This is a genomic window from Leeuwenhoekiella sp. NPDC079379 (assembly GCF_044542075.1).
Classification (GTDB): domain Bacteria; phylum Bacteroidota; class Bacteroidia; order Flavobacteriales; family Flavobacteriaceae; genus Leeuwenhoekiella.
Window position 1 is genome coordinate 576,507 of the sequence record NZ_JBITTU010000002.1, and the last position, 19,184, is coordinate 595,690.

At 36.2% G+C, this 19,184-nt stretch carries 13 protein-coding genes; all 13 read left to right on the forward strand.

What is annotated here, in order from left to right; genetic code table 11:
• Nucleotides 1-85 precede the first annotated feature (85 nt).
• The 13 genes from ACIGAM_RS05835 (at nt 86) to ACIGAM_RS05895 (ending at nt 19,148) form a co-directional block, all read left to right on the forward strand.
• A complete protein-coding gene (locus ACIGAM_RS05835; RefSeq protein WP_396510520.1) occupies nt 86-1,078 on the forward strand; it encodes a VOC family protein in 993 nt (330 codons plus the stop codon).
• Between the two features lie 34 nt (nt 1,079-1,112).
• The gene (locus tag ACIGAM_RS05840; protein WP_396510521.1) at nt 1,113-2,228 is read left to right on the forward strand and encodes an alpha/beta hydrolase family protein; all 1,116 of its coding nucleotides are present in this window, start codon (nt 1,113-1,115) and stop codon (nt 2,226-2,228) included.
• A gap of 41 nt (nt 2,229-2,269) precedes the next feature.
• Nucleotides 2,270-3,409, forward strand: coding sequence for an FAD-dependent monooxygenase (locus ACIGAM_RS05845; protein WP_396510522.1), 1,140 nt, complete (start codon nt 2,270-2,272; stop codon nt 3,407-3,409).
• Between the two features lie 15 nt (nt 3,410-3,424).
• Nucleotides 3,425-4,384, forward strand: a complete 960-nt coding sequence (locus ACIGAM_RS05850) for a fumarylacetoacetate hydrolase family protein (protein ID WP_396510523.1) — start codon at nt 3,425-3,427, stop codon at nt 4,382-4,384.
• Nucleotides 4,385-4,559: 175 nt separating this feature from the next.
• Nucleotides 4,560-5,567: a LacI family DNA-binding transcriptional regulator gene (locus ACIGAM_RS05855; protein WP_396510524.1), complete on the forward strand. Its 1,008-nt coding sequence runs from the start codon at nt 4,560-4,562 to the stop codon at nt 5,565-5,567.
• A 231-nt stretch (nt 5,568-5,798) separates the two neighbouring features.
• A complete protein-coding gene (locus ACIGAM_RS05860; RefSeq protein ID WP_396510525.1) occupies nt 5,799-6,710 on the forward strand; it encodes a carbohydrate kinase in 912 nt (303 codons plus the stop codon).
• Nucleotides 6,711-6,754: 44 nt separating this feature from the next.
• Nucleotides 6,755-8,095: an L-fucose:H+ symporter permease gene (gene fucP, locus ACIGAM_RS05865; RefSeq protein WP_396510555.1), complete on the forward strand. Its 1,341-nt coding sequence runs from the start codon at nt 6,755-6,757 to the stop codon at nt 8,093-8,095.
• Nucleotides 8,092-9,486, forward strand: coding sequence for a carbohydrate porin (locus tag ACIGAM_RS05870; protein WP_396510526.1), 1,395 nt, complete (start codon nt 8,092-8,094; stop codon nt 9,484-9,486). The genes fucP and ACIGAM_RS05870 overlap by 4 nt, the downstream gene beginning before the upstream one ends.
• Before the next feature lie 14 nt (nt 9,487-9,500).
• Nucleotides 9,501-10,355: a sugar phosphate isomerase/epimerase family protein gene (locus tag ACIGAM_RS05875; protein WP_396510527.1), complete on the forward strand. Its 855-nt coding sequence runs from the start codon at nt 9,501-9,503 to the stop codon at nt 10,353-10,355.
• Between the two features lie 34 nt (nt 10,356-10,389).
• Nucleotides 10,390-11,262 carry a shikimate dehydrogenase gene (gene aroE / locus ACIGAM_RS05880; RefSeq protein ID WP_396510528.1) on the forward strand — a complete coding sequence of 291 codons (873 nt, stop codon included), beginning with the start codon at nt 10,390-10,392 and terminating at the stop codon, nt 11,260-11,262.
• A 407-nt stretch (nt 11,263-11,669) separates the two neighbouring features.
• The gene (locus tag ACIGAM_RS05885) at nt 11,670-14,057 is read left to right on the forward strand and encodes a glycosyl hydrolase family 95 catalytic domain-containing protein (RefSeq protein WP_396510529.1); all 2,388 of its coding nucleotides are present in this window, start codon (nt 11,670-11,672) and stop codon (nt 14,055-14,057) included.
• A 432-nt stretch (nt 14,058-14,489) separates the two neighbouring features.
• A complete protein-coding gene (locus ACIGAM_RS05890) occupies nt 14,490-17,651 on the forward strand; it encodes a SusC/RagA family TonB-linked outer membrane protein (protein ID WP_396510530.1) in 3,162 nt (1,053 codons plus the stop codon).
• A 15-nt stretch (nt 17,652-17,666) separates the two neighbouring features.
• Entirely contained in the window at nt 17,667-19,148 is a 1,482-nt protein-coding gene (locus ACIGAM_RS05895) for a RagB/SusD family nutrient uptake outer membrane protein (RefSeq protein ID WP_396510531.1), read from the forward strand.
• The last annotated feature ends 36 nt before the right edge of the window (nt 19,149-19,184 follow it).

Here is a 19,184-nt window from a genome sequence, read left to right on the forward strand (position 1 = left end):
ACCATTTAATGATTCATTTTCAACCCAAAATACATTTAAATTTGTTTTAAGAATCACGCAAAAAAAACCATAAATTTTAATAAAAATGGCAAAAAATCCGCATTATTTTTCACAAATGGCACATATTGAAGTGCTAACCCAGGATTTGGAAAAATCTGTACATTTCTTTGGAGAGATTGTAGGTATGGATATTACCGGTAGGGAAGAGAATTCAGTTTACTTAAGAGCCTGGGGCGATTATTTTCACCATACACTAAAGCTTACACAAAGTGAAGAATCAGGATTGGGTCATATAGGATGGCGTGCAGATAGTCCCGAAGCATTAGAGGAAGCTGTAGAATATTTAGAAGGCATAGGAGCAGGAAGAGGCTGGCACGATGGGGATCTGGGTCACGGTAAGGCTTTTAAATTTCAATCTCCGGAAGGTCATATGCACGAGGTGTTTTGGGATGTAGAATGGTTGCGTGAAGAAGGTGAACGTGGTAGTGTATATGCAGACCGCTATTCTAGTAATCGATTGAAAGGGGCAAATCCCAGACGTTTTGATCACGTTACTTATATGGTTTCTAAAGGTGCGTATCCTGCAGAAAAAGCATTCTGGAAAGGTTTAGGTCTTAAAAACCCGGATGAGATACGTATTTCTGATGAAATTCCTCCTATAGGCGGGTTGCATACGATTGCAAATTTATCACACGATATAGCTGTGTTTACAGATCCTAACATAGCCCCTAAACAAGCTGTTTTAAATCATATATGCTGGAATGTGGACAGTAGAGAAGAAGTTCTTCTTGCATTAGATTATTTTATAGAAAAGGGCTACAAAAGTGTTATGGGAGCGCCTACACGTCACAAAGCAGATGAAGGATTTTTTATATATATCGTAGATCCGGGTAGTGGTATTCTGTTTGAATATTATGCGTGTGCGCGTTTAGTTTTTGCACCAGACCACTTAGATGTTCATTATTTAAAAGATAATCCTAATGATGCCTGGGGTTCGGTAAATCCGTTTGCAGAAATGGCAAAAGGTAAAAAACTAGGACTTTCTGATGACGGTACAGTGAGGCCAGTAGATATATAAGAATTACAAATTTATAATACCTAAATAGAAAATTATGTGGCATTTTTTTCCGGGCAAGTATATGCCCTCATATCAAGTAAACAGAGCACTAACTCAAGCACATTATGGTGGTGGGGAATTTGCAGAAATCCTGGAAGTAGCAGGGAATATAGATCCAGACAATAGAGAAACTTTTAATCTTGAATGGTTAAAAAAGGGTAATGAGGTTTTTAGCTGGGCTGAAGATTACGAGAATAAAAAATCATTTGTTTCAGCAAGGCGTACTTATTTAAGAGCCTTTAACTATTTGCGTACTGCAGAATTCTTTATGAATCTGCAAGATGATCGCAAAATAGAAACCTATATAAAAGCACGTGAAGCCTTTATTAGAGCTACGCAATACTTTGAAGAAAAACCAATTCAAATAGAGGTTCCTTTTGAAGACTCTTTTCTACCAGGGTATTTATTTAAACCTAAAGGAATTAAAAACCCTCCAGTGATGGTGATGTTTGGTGGTTTAGATAGCCTCGCAGAAGAACTGTATTTTGGTATAGGTGATCATTTAATTGAGCGTGGCGTAGCATTGCTTGCAGTTGATGGCCCGGGGCAGGGAGCGGCCTTGCGCTTAAATCACATTCACTCTCGTTACGATTATAATGTAGCCGGTACGGCAGTTTTAGATTGGGTTTTAGAGAATCTAAAAGATGAAGTCGATACTAGTAGTGTAGGAATAGCAGGGGTTTCTATGGGTGGATATATGGCGGCACGTTGTGCGGCTTTTGAACCCCGTTTTAAAGTGTGTATGATTTTTGGCGCTGTATGGTCTTATTATTCAGTATGGGAAGGACGTAGTGCTAAGCACCCGCTTTCTGAAATAGTACAGCATATTATGGATGCCAATAGCCACGAGGAAGTTCTTGAAAAGTTGAAAGGTTTTACACTCGAAAATGGTGTTGCCGAAAAAATTAGCATGCCCACTTTTATAATGCACGGTGGTGGCGATAAACAGAATTTTGTAGAACACGCGCTAACACTAGAGCAGCATTTAATGTGTGAGCATGAGATGAAAATTGTTCCTGAGGGTGAAAGCGGTTCGCAACATTGCCAGGTAGATAATTTTATGCCTGCTTTAGATATGTTTGATTGGATTGCCAAAAAAATACACGAGTAACAGGCAAGCATTCATTTTAATTAATTAAAAAATCGTCACCCATGTCGGCAGTAAAAAAAATACTTATAGTAGGAGGAGGAATAGGCGGTCAATCTGCAGCAATAGCCTTTGCTAATAATGGTAATGAGGTAGAGGTTGCAGAACGGTTAGATGCTTATAATGTGTATGGCGTAGGCATAATTCAGCAATCTAATGCATTACGAGCATTAGATAAAATAGGTCTTGCTGATGAAACTATGCGTCAGGGATACCCTTACGGACAATTAAAAATGTACACTGCTGGTGGTCATTTTATGGGATTAGCAGGAGCACCACCTATGGGTAAGTATCCTAGTCATAATGGTATATCAAGGCGTGTACTTCACGAAATAATGTATAAAGAAGCATTAGATAAAGGGGTTACCTACAAAATGGGAACTACTGTTACTCACATTGAGAATAATGTAAATGCTGTTACGGTGACTTTTACTGATGGCACAACAGGAACCTATGATATTTTAATCGCTTCAGATGGTATAAATTCTCAGGTTCGGAAAATGGTTTTTGGAGACTATAAACCTAGATATATGGGAGTTTCTGTATGGAGATATGCATTTAAAAGACACGAAGATCTTGACACTGCATATATGTACTATGGCAAACGTAGTAAAATAGGATTTATCCCAATGGATAAAGACACAATGTATATGTTTTTAGTATCATCAGAAGGGGCAGATAATCCCTGGATTGAAAAATCTGCATACATTCCTATGTTAAAAGATTACTTGTCTGAGTATCCTGTAAAAATAGCTCAGGATGTAATTTCTCAAATTACAGAACCAGATCTAGTAAATTACCGGCCTATTGAAGCCAGTCACTTACCCAATCCGTGGTATAAAAATAGAGTAATTGTTATAGGAGATGGAGCACATGCAACCGTCCCGCAACTGGGATCTGGTGCTGCATTAGCTCTTGAAGATGCAGTTGTATTAGCAGAAGAAGTGCAAAATGCTGTGACAGTAGAAGATGCCTTCAAGTCATTTATGAGCAGACGTTTTGATCGTTGCATGGCTATTGTTAATGCTTCTGAAACTCTTGCAGAATGGGAACTTATGGATTTTGAAGGAAAACCACTTCCTGAAGGATCTCATCCCGGAAAGTTAATAGGTCAGGCAGTAGGAACGTTAATGCAGGCATTTTAAAATTTATCTAAGTTTATGAAGTTAGTCACATTTAAAATTGAATCAGGTTCTATACATACAGGTTGGCTTAAAGGGGGTGGTGTAGTTGCCATGCAACAAGCAGATGGTCGCTTGCCTAATGATATGCTCAGTTTTATAGATGATCATAAGACCTATTTTGATATTATTAAAACCGAAAATCTTGAAGATTTAGAGCCGCATTACACATTAGCTAATGTTCAACTGTTAGCGCCTTTAACTAATCCACGTAGTTTTAGAGATTATGTAGCTTTTGAAGAGCATATGCTCAATGCATCAAAATCATTTGGGCATTCTGTGAGTGAAGCCTGGTATAAGATTCCTATTTTTTATTTCACAAACCATCAGGCAATTTATGGTCCAGATTCTGAGATTAAGCGTCCGCTTAAAGAAACTAAACTAGATATTGAGCTTGAGATTGCTGCTGTGATAGGAAAAAAAGGGAGTGATATCAAAGCTGATGAAGCAGACGATTATATTTTTGGTTATACAGTGTTTAATGACTGGACGGCTCGTGGGATACAGCGCCAGGAGATGACTGTACCCCTGGGGCCTCACAAAGGAAAAGATTTCGCGAATGCTATAGGACCTTGTATAGTGACTAAGGATGAATTTGAAAAATACAGGTGTACAATATCAAGAGCATCTCATCCTAAACATCTGGCAATGCCCCTAACTACAGATGGACGCTTTGACCTTAAAATGTCTTCACGCATTAATGGAATGACCGTTTGTGAAGGCAATTATAATTCGGTTTACTATACATTTCCACAAATGATAGAACGTGCTTCGGAAAATGATGTATTCTTAATGCCTGGTGATATTTTGGGTAGTGGTACAGTAGGATGGGGGAGTCTTATCGAAAATAATTTTTCAGTACATAGGCCTCTTGAACCTGGAGATGTTATTGAATTAGAAATTGAAGGTATAGGAATACTACGCAACAAGGTTATCTAATATTTCTACAAACTAAATTAAAATTATATTGGGTTACGTAAGCCCCTGAAGTATACTAAATAATAGGGTTGACAATAATGAGCCCTATTATTTGCATATATCTCAAAATAAAATAATTTAAATTTCATTTGGTTAAACGTTTAACTTTAGTATATTTATCAAATATAACGATGTAGTGAAGCGTATTTCTATAAAAGATGTTGCCAAAGAAGCGGGAGTTTCTATAGCCTCAGTGTCCTATGTTTTAAACGATAGGGCAGAGGGTCGCATAGGTGAAGATACCATTAAGCGAGTTCAAAAAGCAGTAACAGATCTGAATTACAGACCTAATAAAATAGCTAAAAGTCTTAAAACGCAACGCACTTTTACATTGGGGCTAATTGTGGCAGATATATCAAACCCTTATTTCTCAGAATTGGCACGTATTATTGAGGATGAAGCTCGAAAAATAGATTGTACGCTCATAATAGGAAGTTGTGATGAAGATAAAGTAAAGTTTGAGAGTCTTATAGATACGTTTAGAGAGCGACAAGTTGATGGATTGATAATGGCGCCGGTTGAAAATAGTGGAGCTTATTTAAAAAGGTTACAGAAGAGTAAAATTCCGTTTGTTCTTATTGACAGAAATATGCCGGGTGTAGATGCGGCTTCAGTACAAATTAATAATTTTGAGGTAGCATGTACGGCAACAGAACATTTACTAGATCAAGGAAGGCGCAATATTTGTTTTGTAAATTATACTTCAAAACTTGAAAGTCTTATTGAACGTGAAAGGGGGTTTAAAGCTTCGATAGAAGATAATAAAGAAGCAAATTTTAAAATTTTAGGAATTGATAAAAATCATATTGATAGAGATATTGAACTAGGGATTGAATCTATTCTAACTGCCGAAAGTAAAGTAGATGCGTTATTTTTTAGTAGTAACAGATTAGCTATTTCAGGATTAAAGCAATTGAGAAAACTAAAAATACCAGTTCCTGAAAAATTTGCAGTTGTAGCTTTTGATGAAACTGAGGCATATGAATTGTTTAGTGTTCCTATTTCGATTATACGCCAGCCATTAAAAGAAATAGGTAAGTTGGCTATAGCAACTGTAGACAAGCAAATACAGAATATCGAAATGCCTAAGGAAGCAATAATTTTAAATGCAGAATTAATAATAAAAGAATCTAGTTTAGGTTAGTATCTGTTTTTTTATAGAAATAGTTAAACGTTTAACTAGGACTTGATTATTTATTGCATCCTAATCTAGAGTAGTGTTTTGATTAAATGAGGTATTTCTAATGTAGATTAAGTTGAAGCCGCTAGAGTAACGAATAAATAGTTTTTTTTAGCAAACGATTTCGTAACAGATTTTAAAATTGAAATTTCTTAAATATAAATTAGTTAAACGTTTAACTAGAATTGATTAATTATGAATAAACTCAATCAGCCCACCGTTTTTTGTTTTGGGGAAGTATTATGGGACATTTTTCCGGAAGGTAAACAAGCAGGCGGAGCACCTTTTAATGTAGCCTACAATCTAAAACGTATGGGCATAGATGCGCATATGATTAGCAGAGTAGGAGCAGATGACTTAGGCGACAAATTAATTACTAAAATAAAAGAATGGGATATTCCTATAGAAGATTTACAACTTGATACAGCCAATCCTACGGGAACGGTAACTGCAACAATAGATTCTAATAATGAGGCTAATTACGAAATCGTTACTAATGTGGCCTGGGATTTTATTGAGCTTCGGGAAGACTATAAAGAGCAAATAAAGAATGCAGATGCATTAATTTTTGGTAGCCTTATTGCCAGAAATACTACTTCTTACAATACATTATTAGAACTTCTAGAATTGGCTCCTTATAAAGTATTTGACGTAAATATAAGAGAACCTTATTTCTCTATTGATGTAGCTAAAACGTTGTTAGCTAAATGTGATTTGGTTAAAATGAATGAAACCGAATTACAAACCATTACTCAGTTGTTAGGTCAAGCCTACACCACAGATGATGATTGTGTAAACTATATAAAAGAACGCTTTAATATTTCTGGAGTGATTATTACTATGGGAAGTAAGGGTGCATTGTACTATGAAGATACGCTCAAATATAATTTTCCTGCAAGGCCAGTTACCGTAAAAGATACGGTAGGTAGTGGTGATGCATTTCTGGCAGGGTTTGTATCAAAAAAACTTAGCGGTGGTTCTCCTGTAGAAGCGATGAAGCAAGCTGTTTCTTTAGGCGCATTTATAACTTCAAATGCAGGAGCCTGCCCAGAATATGTATTTAAAGACTTTCAGGAATTCTGCAAAAGTGAACTTGCATTTTCATAAATCAAATCAATCACTTATTAATTTAATGTACTTGTAAAATGAATATTAAAACCGGAAAAAAAGCGGCCGTAATACCTAAAAATGTATTGGTTCCCTTTTTATTAGTAACCCTATTATTTGCCTTATGGGGTTTTGCAAATGCAATCACAGACCCAATGGTACAGGCCTTTAAGAAGGTTTTAGAATTATCTAATTCTCAAGCTGCGTGGGTACAGATGGCATTTTATGGCGGATATTTTTGTATGGCGCTACCAGCTGCTTTATTTATGCGTAAATACTCCTATAAGACAGGAATATTAATCGGTTTAGGATTGTATGCAATAGGGGCATTACTGTTTTATCCTGCGGCTGTAACTCAGCATTTTTGGTTTTTCTGTATTGCGCTGTATGTATTAACCTTTGGACTTGCATTTTTAGAAACAGCAGCAAACCCGTATGTGTTAGCAATGGGACCTAAAGAAACGGCAACTTTACGTTTAAATTTAGCGCAGGCGGTAAATCCTGTGGGTTTAGTAGCCGGTCTTTTTATTGCACAACAATTCATTCTTAAAAATATTAAGTCTGACGATATCAACAATTTTAGCGCGATGGATGAAGCCGCTAAAGCATTAGTTCGTACTTCAGATTTAATGGCAATTCGTAACCCGTATGTGATTTTAGGCCTGGTGCTTATTGTGGTTTTTATATTGTTTCTGGCTATAAAAATGCCTCAATCTAAAGAACAGGAAGCGATGCCAGGCATTTCTAAAACCTTTTCAGACTTAGGAAAAAACAAAAAATATGTACTAGGTGTAATCGCTCAAATTCTATACATAGGCGCTCAGATTATGTGCTGGACATATATCTATCAATATGCAGAAGCTAAGGGGATAGATGGTGTTACCGCGGGTTATTATCAGATTGTTGCGTTTATAGTGTTTACTGTAGGACGTATTCTGGGAACTTATTTATTACGCTTTATAAGCTCGGGAAAGTTACTTGCAAGTTTTGCAGTGTTAGCCGTAGCCTTTGTAATAGGTGTTATTACCAGTTCAGGAGAATTTGGGTTGTATTGTCTGGTAGGTATTTCATTTTGTATGTCACTTATGTTTCCTACCATTTATGGGATTACACTCGAAGATTTAACCGAAGAACAATCTAAAGTAGGCTCTGCAGGTTTAGTAATGGCTATTGTAGGTGGTGCATTAATGCCAAAATTACAAGGAATGATTATCGATGCTGGAGGTACAGGGGTTTCCGATATTCAGATTTTAGGCGTAGCCGAAGTCAACTTTTCTTTTCTTTTACCCTTATTATGCTTTGTGTATATCAGCTGGTACGGCTTTTATATTTCAAATAAACACGAGGCAAGTAATGCAGTTTCTTCTGAAACACTTGCGGCATGATGACTAAATTTCAAGGATATTTTCTGATTATCCTAACGCTGAGTATATACGTAGGAAATGCGCAAATACAGATTACCAATAAGAATTTCTCTTTTGGCACAACCGGTCGTATAGGTTTTGGGTATTCTCCCGGAATAGAAGGACATACCGGTCGTCAGCTCAACTTATCGGGGCAAGGTTCCTTAGGAGGTAGAATGGATCAGGGAGATTATATAGATTTATTACCGGCTTTTCATTTTACACCGGTAAACGCAAATAAAGACAGCACGGTAATAGATTTTCAGGCGCGATTGGCTTTTTACTCTACTAATAATACTTTTTTAGGTAACGTGAGCTCGGGCTCAATAAATGGAATTGTAACCAGTTTGCCGGAGGCTTTTGTAGAAGCAAAAAACATAGTAGGTAGTGAATGGAGTGTGTGGGCTGGAGCACGATATATGCGTTATGATGATGTGCATATAACAGACTATTTTTATTTTGACGATCATTCTGCTGAAGGTTTCGGTATTAAATATAAAAACACCTCATTTTCGATGTTTTTTCCTGCGGTAATTGATACCTCGTCTACTAATACCACACCGTATTCCTATACAAACATAATAGATGGAAACCAGAATCTTACGTATCGTCAGCGGGAGGTTATGGTTCTGGAGCACACGGTAAATTTTAAAGAGAATCACCGTCTTAAATTACTTGCAGAATACCATACCGTTCCTAATATTTCAGATACACCCTATCCTGCAGATAACGGCTATGTAATAGGAGTTAAATTAAACTCTGATTTAAAAACAACACTTCCGGGTTCATTTAATCAGTTTGCGGTTAGATATGGTACCGGTATTGCTAATGGTGGCGATAACGGCAATACACAAACCTGGCGTACGTACGGAGCGCCACAGGTAGAAGACGGCACATATGCAGGAGCTTATTCATTTACGCTGGTTGAGCATATGTTGTACAATGTAAATAATAGATGGGGTATAAATCCTTATGCGGTTTTTACTAAAAGTAAAGGTGGCGCAAAATCAGACGATAAAGCAACAGATTTTTACGGTCGCAGTATTTATAACCGAAAAACAGATGTAGCCATAGGGAGCAGGTTTTTATATTATGCTAAAGACTGGTTTCATGTATTAACAGAATTGCACTACACCAGTCGTAAAAATGGAAATGACCCTACTGCGGGAATGATTAAATTTACACTAGCACCTACGATTGTACCCACGGCAGAACGCAGTGCCTGGGCAAGACCTCATATTCGGTTTATTGCTTCGGTAGCACGATATAATGATTTTGCTCAAAACAGTCTGGCTTCTCCCTTTCTTCAGCAAGCGGGGTCTAAACGGTTTGGGACCTATTTTGGGGTGCGATCAGAATGGTGGATTTTTTAAAAAAGAATATAGATATGATGAATATAAAATATGGAGCCTCGTTATTGTCCTGGACAACTCCAGACTGGACACATGAATCTGGCTTATATGCTATTGAGAAAACAGCAGAAACCGGATTTGAATTGCTCGAAATTCTGTTGCCACACACCGCAGATTTTGATGCTCCAGCAGTAAAAAAGCATTTGAATAAACACGGTATTTCAGCAGTTTGCTCGCTTAATTTTTCCGAAGAAACACATTTACCTGCGCATCCTAAAGAAGCATTAGCACTTATAAAAAAGTCACTAGATCGCACAGCGGCTTTAGATGCAGATTTTATGGGAGGTGTATTGCATTCTGCGATAGGTTGTTTTACCGGAAACCCTGTGACAGATGCAGAGAAGGATACGGTTGTAAATGTATGGGGTGAAGCTGCTTTGTACGCATTAGAACGCGGTATTACTATGGGGATAGAACCTATAAACCGTTATGAAAGTTATGTATGCAATACGTCTGATAATGTTTTAGAACTCATAGAAAAAACCGGAATGCCTAATCTGGCTTTGCACCTAGATACCTTTCATATGAATATTGAGGAAGCTAATTTTAAAGATCCAATTTTAAGAGCTGGCAATAGATTAAAGCACCTGCATATCACAGAAAGTCATCGCGGAATGCCCGGGGATGGAACCGTGAATTGGGATGAGCTTTTTGAAGCATTAAATACCATAAACTTTGAAGGGAATTTGGTTTTAGAGAATTTCTCTTCAGAAGTACCGGGTATGCAACAAGCTGTTTCCCTGTGGCAAAAATCACCGTTTTCTGCTCAGGAGCTTGCTGAAGGAAGTTTAGCATTTATGAAAAACAAAGTAAAACAATTCAGTATCTAGAACAACTACCTATTAATTTCAAAATTTTAAGTTCATGAATGCACATGATAATAAAGCAAAAGATTTTTTACCACAGCTAACCGGTTCATTTGCCCAACCTGCAGCAGAAAACCCAACTGTTGCAATGGTTGAAGCAGCCTATAAACATCACGGTTTGCATTTTAGATATATCAATTGTGAAGTGAGTCCAGAAAATCTGGAAACTGCGATACAAGGCGCTAAAGCATTAGGATGGTCTGGTTTTAATTGTTCAATACCGCACAAGGTTGCTGTAATTAAATATCTAGATGGTCTAGGTGAATCTGCAAAACTTATAGGGGCAGTAAATACCATTGTAAAACGTGACGATAAATGGATAGGTGAGAACACAGACGGAAAAGGTTTTGTGCAGGCACTTAAACAAATTATAGATCCTGCACAAAAGCATATTACACTTTTTGGTGCCGGTGGTGCAGCTCGTGCAGTCGCTGTAGAACTTGCTCTTGCAGGGGCAAAAACAATAACTCTTGTAAATAGAAGTAGCGAGCGGGCTGAAGAGGTAGTAACATTATTAAATGATAATACTCCAACTCAGGCGGTTTACAACTCGTGGGAGAACAGGTACACTATAGACCCTAAGACTCAAATTGTAATAAATGCAACTAGTGTAGGACTTTATCCTAATGTAGATCAGCAATTAAATATAGATTTTGACAGCATACATCCTGATATGGTCGTTGCTGATGGCATCCATAATCCGCCAGAAACGCACTTGTTGAAAACGGCTAAAGAAAAGGGTTGTAAAACCGTAAATGGGATACAGATGCTCGTAAATCAAGGTGTAATAGGTATAAAATATTGGACTGGTGTTGATGTTGATGCACAAGTTATGCACGCTGAACTACACGAGGTATTTGATAGTATTTAAAATAAGTAATTAGATATAAAAAAAGGAAGACTAAAATATAGTCTTCCTTTTTTTATGCTTTATAATGATTTGGATATTGGAATTTATTTTTTAGTGTAAGTGTAAATGAATAATAAAAGAATACATCATATTCAAATAAAATCATTTTGATTAATAACCTAAGAAAGACAGTAATTTAGATTTTTATATTCTTTTTGTTCATAATAGGGATATAGGTTTTAAATGAGGCAAAAAAAGTATTATTAATAGCAAGAATTAATGTGGATATACATATTAAATACAAATAGTTTTAGCTAATTGAAATTGTATGCGTTTTTAATGAAAACGTTATCGTAAGATGTGTTAAGACGTTATTATTTATTAAATAACGGTAATACATAATATTTTTAATTTCTAATAGATACATAATGAGACATAATTATTTTGCGCTTTTTTCATTTTTGATACTATCAAGCTTGGGTTGGTCTCAATCTAATCACGTGTTATGGTTTGATAAACCAGCTTCTTTCTTTGAAGAAAGTTTGGTTATGGGTAATGGTAAATTAGGAGCTTCAATATTTGGTGGTGTTGATAGTGACAAAATATATCTCAATGATGCGACATTTTGGTCTGGAGAGCCGGTTAACGCAAATATGAATCCTGAAGCATATAAAAATATTCCTGAGGTACGAGAAGCTCTAAATGCTGAAAATTATGAATTAGCAGATAAATTATATAAGCAAATACAGGGATCGTTTTCAGAAGCCTATGAACCTATAGGGACTTTGTTTTTAAATTTTGATTCCAAAAAAAGTAAGAACTACAAAAGAGAACTAAATATTAATGAGGCCATAGCAAAAACCACCTATAGTATAGGAGATGTTGATCATACCAGAGAATACTTTGTAACAAACCCAGATAAAGTTATGGGTATACACCTAACAAGTTCTGTTGCTAAGAAGCTTAATTTTAATATAGGTTTTGAAAGTGAAATGAAATATAGGATTGGTGAAGAGGGGAATACTATAGTTATAAATGGTTATGCCCCTTATCATTCAAAGCCTGTATATAATGATGTAGAAAATCCTATTCGTTTTGATGAAAATAGAGGTACACGCTTTACCGTAAGTTTACAAATTACAAATACAGATGGCCAAATAAAAATTACTGATAATAAACTCTCTGTTACTAAAGCTACACGAGCAACCGTAATGGTAGCTGTAGAAACCAGTTTTAATGGTTTTGATAAGAATCCAGCAACGGAAGGAAGAGATAATGAGCAACTAGCTAAAGAATATTTGATAAATGCATCTCAAAAAACCTACAGCGAACTAAAAGAAGCGCACATTAAGGACTATCAATCGTTTTTTAATAGACTGAGTTTAGATTTAGGAGCTAGCAGCGCACCAGATCTTCCTATAGATGAGCGTTTAAAAAGATATGCAACTGGTGCAGAAGATAAAAATCTTGAAATTCTTTATTTTCAGTTTGGCAGGTATCTAATGATCTCAAGCTCAAGAACTCCTGAAGTTCCCGCAAATCTGCAAGGAATATGGAATCATCATGTGAGACCACCTTGGAGCAGTAATTACACACTTAATATAAATACCGAAGAAAATTACTGGCTGGCAGAAAGTGCAAATCTGCCTGAGATGCATTTACCTTTATTAGGATTTTTAGGTAACCTTTCAGAAACCGGAAAAATTACAGCACAAACATTTTATGGAGTAAATGGCTGGACGGCTAGCCACAATTCAGATATATGGGCTATGACTAATCCTGTGGGTGACTTTGGTAAAGGTGATCCCGTATGGGCAAATTGGAATATGGGTGGTGCTTGGCTAAGCACACATTTATGGGAGCATTACAGCTATACTTTAGATAAAGATTTTTTAAAGGAAAAAGGATTTCCGATTATGAAAGGTGCTGCTCAGTTTTGTTTGGACTGGATGGTAAAAGATAAAGATGGTTATTATATAACCTCACCTTCTACATCACCAGAAAATCTTTATAAAACACCAGAAAATTATGTAGGAGCTACACTATATGGAGCGACATCAGACCTGGCCATTATCAGAGAACTTTTTGACCAAACAATTAAGGCTTCAAAAATTTTAGATACAGATGCAGCTTTTAGATCACGTTTAGAACAAGTACGTGATAGTATTTATCCTTATAAAATAGGTAAAAATGGAAGTCTGCAAGAATGGTATTATGATTGGGAAGAAGATGACAGTAAACACCGTCATCAATCTCACGTTATAGGTCTGCACCCTGGTCATCATATAATTCCAGATAAAACTCCAGAACTTGCACAGGCGATAGCCACAACTCTAGATATAAAAGGAGATGATACCACAGGCTGGTCTAAAGGATGGCGTATAAATCTCTGGACGCGTTTATGGAATGGTGATCGCGCTTACAAAATGTATCGCGAACTTCTTAAACCTGTACAGCCTAGTGGCACGACTCGCTATGATGGGGGAGGAGGTACTTATCCTAATTTATTAGATGCTCATCCGCCATTTCAAATAGATGGCAACTTTGGTGGAGCCGCAGCCATATTAGAGATGCTAGTTCAATCTAATGATGATGAAGTTCATATCTTACCCGCATTGCCTAGTGATTGGAAATCTGGAAAAATTAAGGGTATTAAGGCGCGTGGTGGTTTAGAATTAGAATTGGAATGGTCAAATAATGAAGCAACTTCATTGATAATTATTTCGCAGGTAGATAAAAAAATCACGCTGACAATAGGTTCTAAAAAGAAAATTCTTAACCTGAAAGAAGGTTCAAACAACATAATTTTCTACTAATTATCTCACAGATTAAAAAATCTAATTTATAAGTATACAAGGTTTTCAAATAGGATGACTTGTGTACTTATGATATAGGTGTGTTAGGATTTTAGATATGCTATTACATCGATCTCAAAAAATTTATAATTGATATAATATTTACTATTGAACTTCAGTTGATAGACAATCTTTTTAATTACCCGTTATTCCATTATTAAGCCTTTTAAAGCAAAAAAAGTATCACTACTAGCAAGATTAGAGGTAGCTTTAACTAAACACATAGAATACTTTTGAATTATCATAAAATCATTATTTGAGTTTATTGTTATTAATAATTAATAACGCAATCGTTTTCGGTTGAATTATTAAGAATATAAATTTTGAGACCCATTCTTTTTTAATCAATTACCTATCAGAAACAATAATTACACTTAAAAAAAATCACATTCTATGAAACAAGACAAAAAACCCTTTATTCCGAAGTTAGCACGCTGCTTTGGTTTACAAAAAAGGAAGATAGGATTTATGTTATTTAGTTTTTCTCTAGTACTACTTTTTGTTAGTACATCAGGATATGCTAAAGTTACATTGACGGATTCTGTAATCTGGCAGCAAAATTCAATATCAGGAACTATTACAGATGATGCAGGTGTCCCCGTTCCTGGAGCAAATATTATTGAAAAAGGTACTTCTAATGGTGCTCAAACAGATTTTGATGGAAATTATACATTAAAACTAACTACAAATAATCCTGTACTGGTAATTTCATTTGTAGGTTATGAAACTCAAGAAATTAATGTTACTGGAGATAAGAATGTTTATAATTTACAATTAACAGTTAGTACTGCTGCTTTAGACGAAATCGTTGTCGTGGGTTACGGTACTCAAAGAAAACGTGAGGTTACGGGTTCTATAAGTTCTATTTCTGCTGAGGCCATTACAGAACAGTCTGTTACAGGTTTTGATCAAGCTTTGGCCGGTAGAGTAGCAGGAGTACAAGTTTCTCAAAGTTCTGGGGCGCCGGGTGGTGCTACTTCTATACGAGTAAGAGGAGTTAGTACACCTGGAAATAGTGAGCCTTTATATGTGATTGATGGAATTCCCGTTTTTAATGGAAATACAGGCAGACAGGGAGGAACACAACCTAGCGGTGTTCTTAACACAATAAATCCTAATGATATTGCTTCTGTTGAAATTTTAAAAGATGCAGCTTCTGGTGCTATCTATGGCTCTAGGGCAGCAAATGGAGTAGTTATTATTACCACAAAAAAAGGTAAAGAAGGTCCTATGAAAATAGATCTTGATTATTCTGTAGGTATGCAGAGTAAAGAAAAAACACTTGATGTTTTAGACGGTCCCACTTACCAAAACTTTATAACAGAATTTACAGGTAGTGCACCTAACTATACAAATCCTGCAAATACAAACTGGCAAGATGAGATTTTTGATTCCGCTCCTATGCATAATTTTAATCTACGTGCCAGTGGTGGTTCTGAAGATTCTAAGTATTCACTTTCTGCCGGGTATTTAAATCAGGATGGTATTATAAAAGGTACAAGTTTTGAGCGCCTTTCGGTACGTATAAATACTTCACAAAACCTTGGTGATCATTTTAGAATAGGAAACAACTTTTTAATCTCGAGATCAATAAGTAATCAAGTCGAAGAAAATCAAATATTTCAAGGTGCTATACCCTTATCTTTAATCTACTTGCCTGTAGTACCAGCTCGCAATCCTGACGGAACTTTGGGACAACCTGCAGATGTAGGTACTAGTTTTATTAGAAGAAGTCCGCTTTATGTTACTGATGAGCAATATTTTGAAGCAGAACAGTTTCGCTTCTTAGGTAATATTTATGCTGAATACGACATTTTTGAAGATTTGACCTATCGAATTAACTTAGGAGTTGATTTTCTATATGGAGGATCTGATGCATTCTCTCCTTCATATATAGGAAGAGGTAGTGCAAATATTATAGCAACCGGCAGCAGATTTGACAGTAGAGAATTTATCTGGCTTACCGAGCATACTCTCAACTATAACAAGACTTTTAATGACATACACACTTTAGATGTATTAGCAGGTTTTACACAACAAAAATCTACATATTCTGTGCAAAACTCAAGTGTACAAGGATATTTGTCTAATGACATCATAGCCTTAAATGGCGGTTCTGAGGTAGCAGGTGTTAATGGTCAATTATCAGACTGGTCTTTAATGTCATTTCTAGGTCGTGTGAACTACAATTTAAAAGATAAGTATTTCTTGTCAGGTAGTATTCGTCGCGATGGTTCGTCAAGATTCGGACCGGGCAATAAATGGGGTGTTTTTCCATCATTCTCGGCAGGCTGGCTAGTTTCAGATGAAGAATTCTTCAAAGCTGAATTTGTAAGTGAACTTAAAATAAGAGGTAGTTGGGGTCAGTTAGGAAATCAAGAGATAGCTCCTTTTCAATATCTTCCATTATTAGTTAATAATGCAGGTTATGGTTTTGGTGGAAATTTAAATTCGGGTGTTTTTAATGCACGACCTGCTAACCCAGATGTAACCTGGGAGACAGCAACAATTACAGATATAGGTATTGATGCATCTTTCTTTAATAGACAGGTTACTTTAAGTGTTGATTATTACGATAAAACAACAGATGATATTCTGCTACCGGGAAGCCTTCCGCTAGCGTACGGATTTATTTTAAATGGAGTTTCTCAATTTCCTATCGTAAATGCAGGTTCTGTACGCAATCAAGGATTTGAATTTGATTTAGGAATACGCGGCGTTTCTAATGATTTTAGCTGGTCTGTAAACGCAAACCTTGCTACAGTTAAAAACAATGTAGAAAGTCTGGGACAGGGCGGTGCTATAATTGTTGATAGTGAAGCGCTATCAACACGATTTGATGTAGGTATGCCGGTTGGTGCATTTTATGGTTATGTGGTTGATGGCGTTTTTCAAAATCAAGCCGAAATAGACAATATTAATCCTAACGCAGCAGGAGGAGTTTATTATCAATCATCAGGTACTGTACCGGGAGATTTTAAATTTAAAGATCTTGATGGTAATGGAGTTATTGATGATAAAGATCAACAGGTTTTAGGTAGTGCTATACCAGAATTTACTTATGGTTTAAATGCCAGCGCTAACTACAAAAACCTAGATTTTTCAATGGCGTGGCAAGGTGTACAGGGTAATGAGATTTTCTCAACTGTACTACAGCAGGCAGGAGATTTTACTAAGCCAGATAATAAATTTACATCGCTTTATAATAATGCCTGGAGAGGCGAAGGAACAAGTAATACTGTACCCCGTATAGGTTCTTCAAATGCTAATGGCAACTACAGAAACTCAGATTATTTTGTACAAGATGGATCTTTCTTAAGATTACGTTCGTTACAAATAGGCTATACTTTTTCAGATAAAATATTAGAAGATTTATCACTCAGTAAATTTAGAGTGTATATAGGTGGTCAAAACCTTATAACATTTGATAAATATGATTATGGTCTTGATCCTGAGGTAGGTGCTGCTTTTGAGAATAACTTACAAAATGGTGTAGACTATGGTCGTTACCCAATACCACGTATAGTTTCTTTAGGAGTTAATGTTGGATTTTAATAAAAAATAGAAAACATGAAAAAATATATAGTTTTAGGCCTATTATCGGCACTAACAATTACAGGTTGCGAGGATTTTTTAGAAATTGACCCACAAGATTCGTTAACAACAACTGCATTTTATACTAATGCTGCAGACGCAGTAGCCGCTGTAAACGCCGCTTACGATGGCGTACAACATCTTAATTACTATGGTTTTAATTATCCTATTATATTAAACATCGCTGGAGGGGATGCAATAAAAGGAGGTTTTGGAGCGGGCGATCGTCCTGCTTATCTAGAACTAGAAACATTTGATATAACACCACAAAACTTACGTATACAAGAATTTTATGCAATGGCCTGGGGTGGTGTAAATCGTGCAAATCAAGTATTAGATAATGTTTCTCAAATGGAAATTTCTGGAGATTTTACTGAAAGTCTGCAGACCCGTATTTTAGGAGAAGCTACTTTTTTAAGAGCATTACATTATTACAATTTAGTTCTTGCTTTTGATGGTATGCCTATTTATACTTCGGTCCCCGAAATAAATTCTGAAGTTTTACCTAGATCTACTACAGAAGAGACATGGCAATTTATTATAAGTGATTTTGCAGATGCGGCTACTATGTTGCCAGATTCTTATGATGTAGCTAATACAGGAAGAGCAACTAAAGGAGCAGCAAATGCAATGTTAGCACGCATATTTGCTCTTAAAGGTGAGTGGGATAAAGTAGATACATATGCAGACTTAGTTTTAAACAGTCCCGTAGGTTACGATCTGGCACCTACATTTGCTGAGAATTTTGATGATAGAGGTAATAATAATTCAGAATCACTATTTGAAATTCAATACACATTATCAAACACATCTTTAGATATTTGGAATTCTTCAGGAGACTGGAATTCTAATTTTCTTGCCACGTATAGCGCACCTCAAGTGGGCGGAGCGGGATGGTCATTTATGTCACCTACTCAAAATCTGGTAGATGCTTTTGATGAAGGAGATATACGTTTAGGAGAAACTGTTTATCGACCGGGAGATGCTTATGGTGATGGAGTTTTTGACCCTAATAATGGAGATCATTTTGCGAATGCTGGTTTATATGGTCACAAGAAATTAACAGGTCTTGTTTTTGACGGAAGTGCAGAAAACGGATTTAACTACAATTATAAGATTATTCGCTTTGCAGAAGTACTTTTATTAAAGGCTGAAGCACAAAATGAACTTAATGGTCCTACAGCTACAGCGTTTAATCCACTTAACCGTATTCGCGAGCGTGCATCATTAGATCCTGTAAATGCTATAAATAATCCCGGTATTACACAAGAGGAATTACGCGATATTATTTTACACGAGCGCAGAGTAGAATTTGCTATGGAAGGTTTATTCTTTTATGATGCGATTTACAGAGGTAGAGGTGTAGAATTTTTTGGAGCCAGAGGTTATTCTCCGGGAGATGAGATTTTCCCAATACCACCATCTGAAATCGCTCAGACAGGATGGTCACAGAATTAAAAATTAAGAATTAGTCAATTAAAAGGTAGTCACTGA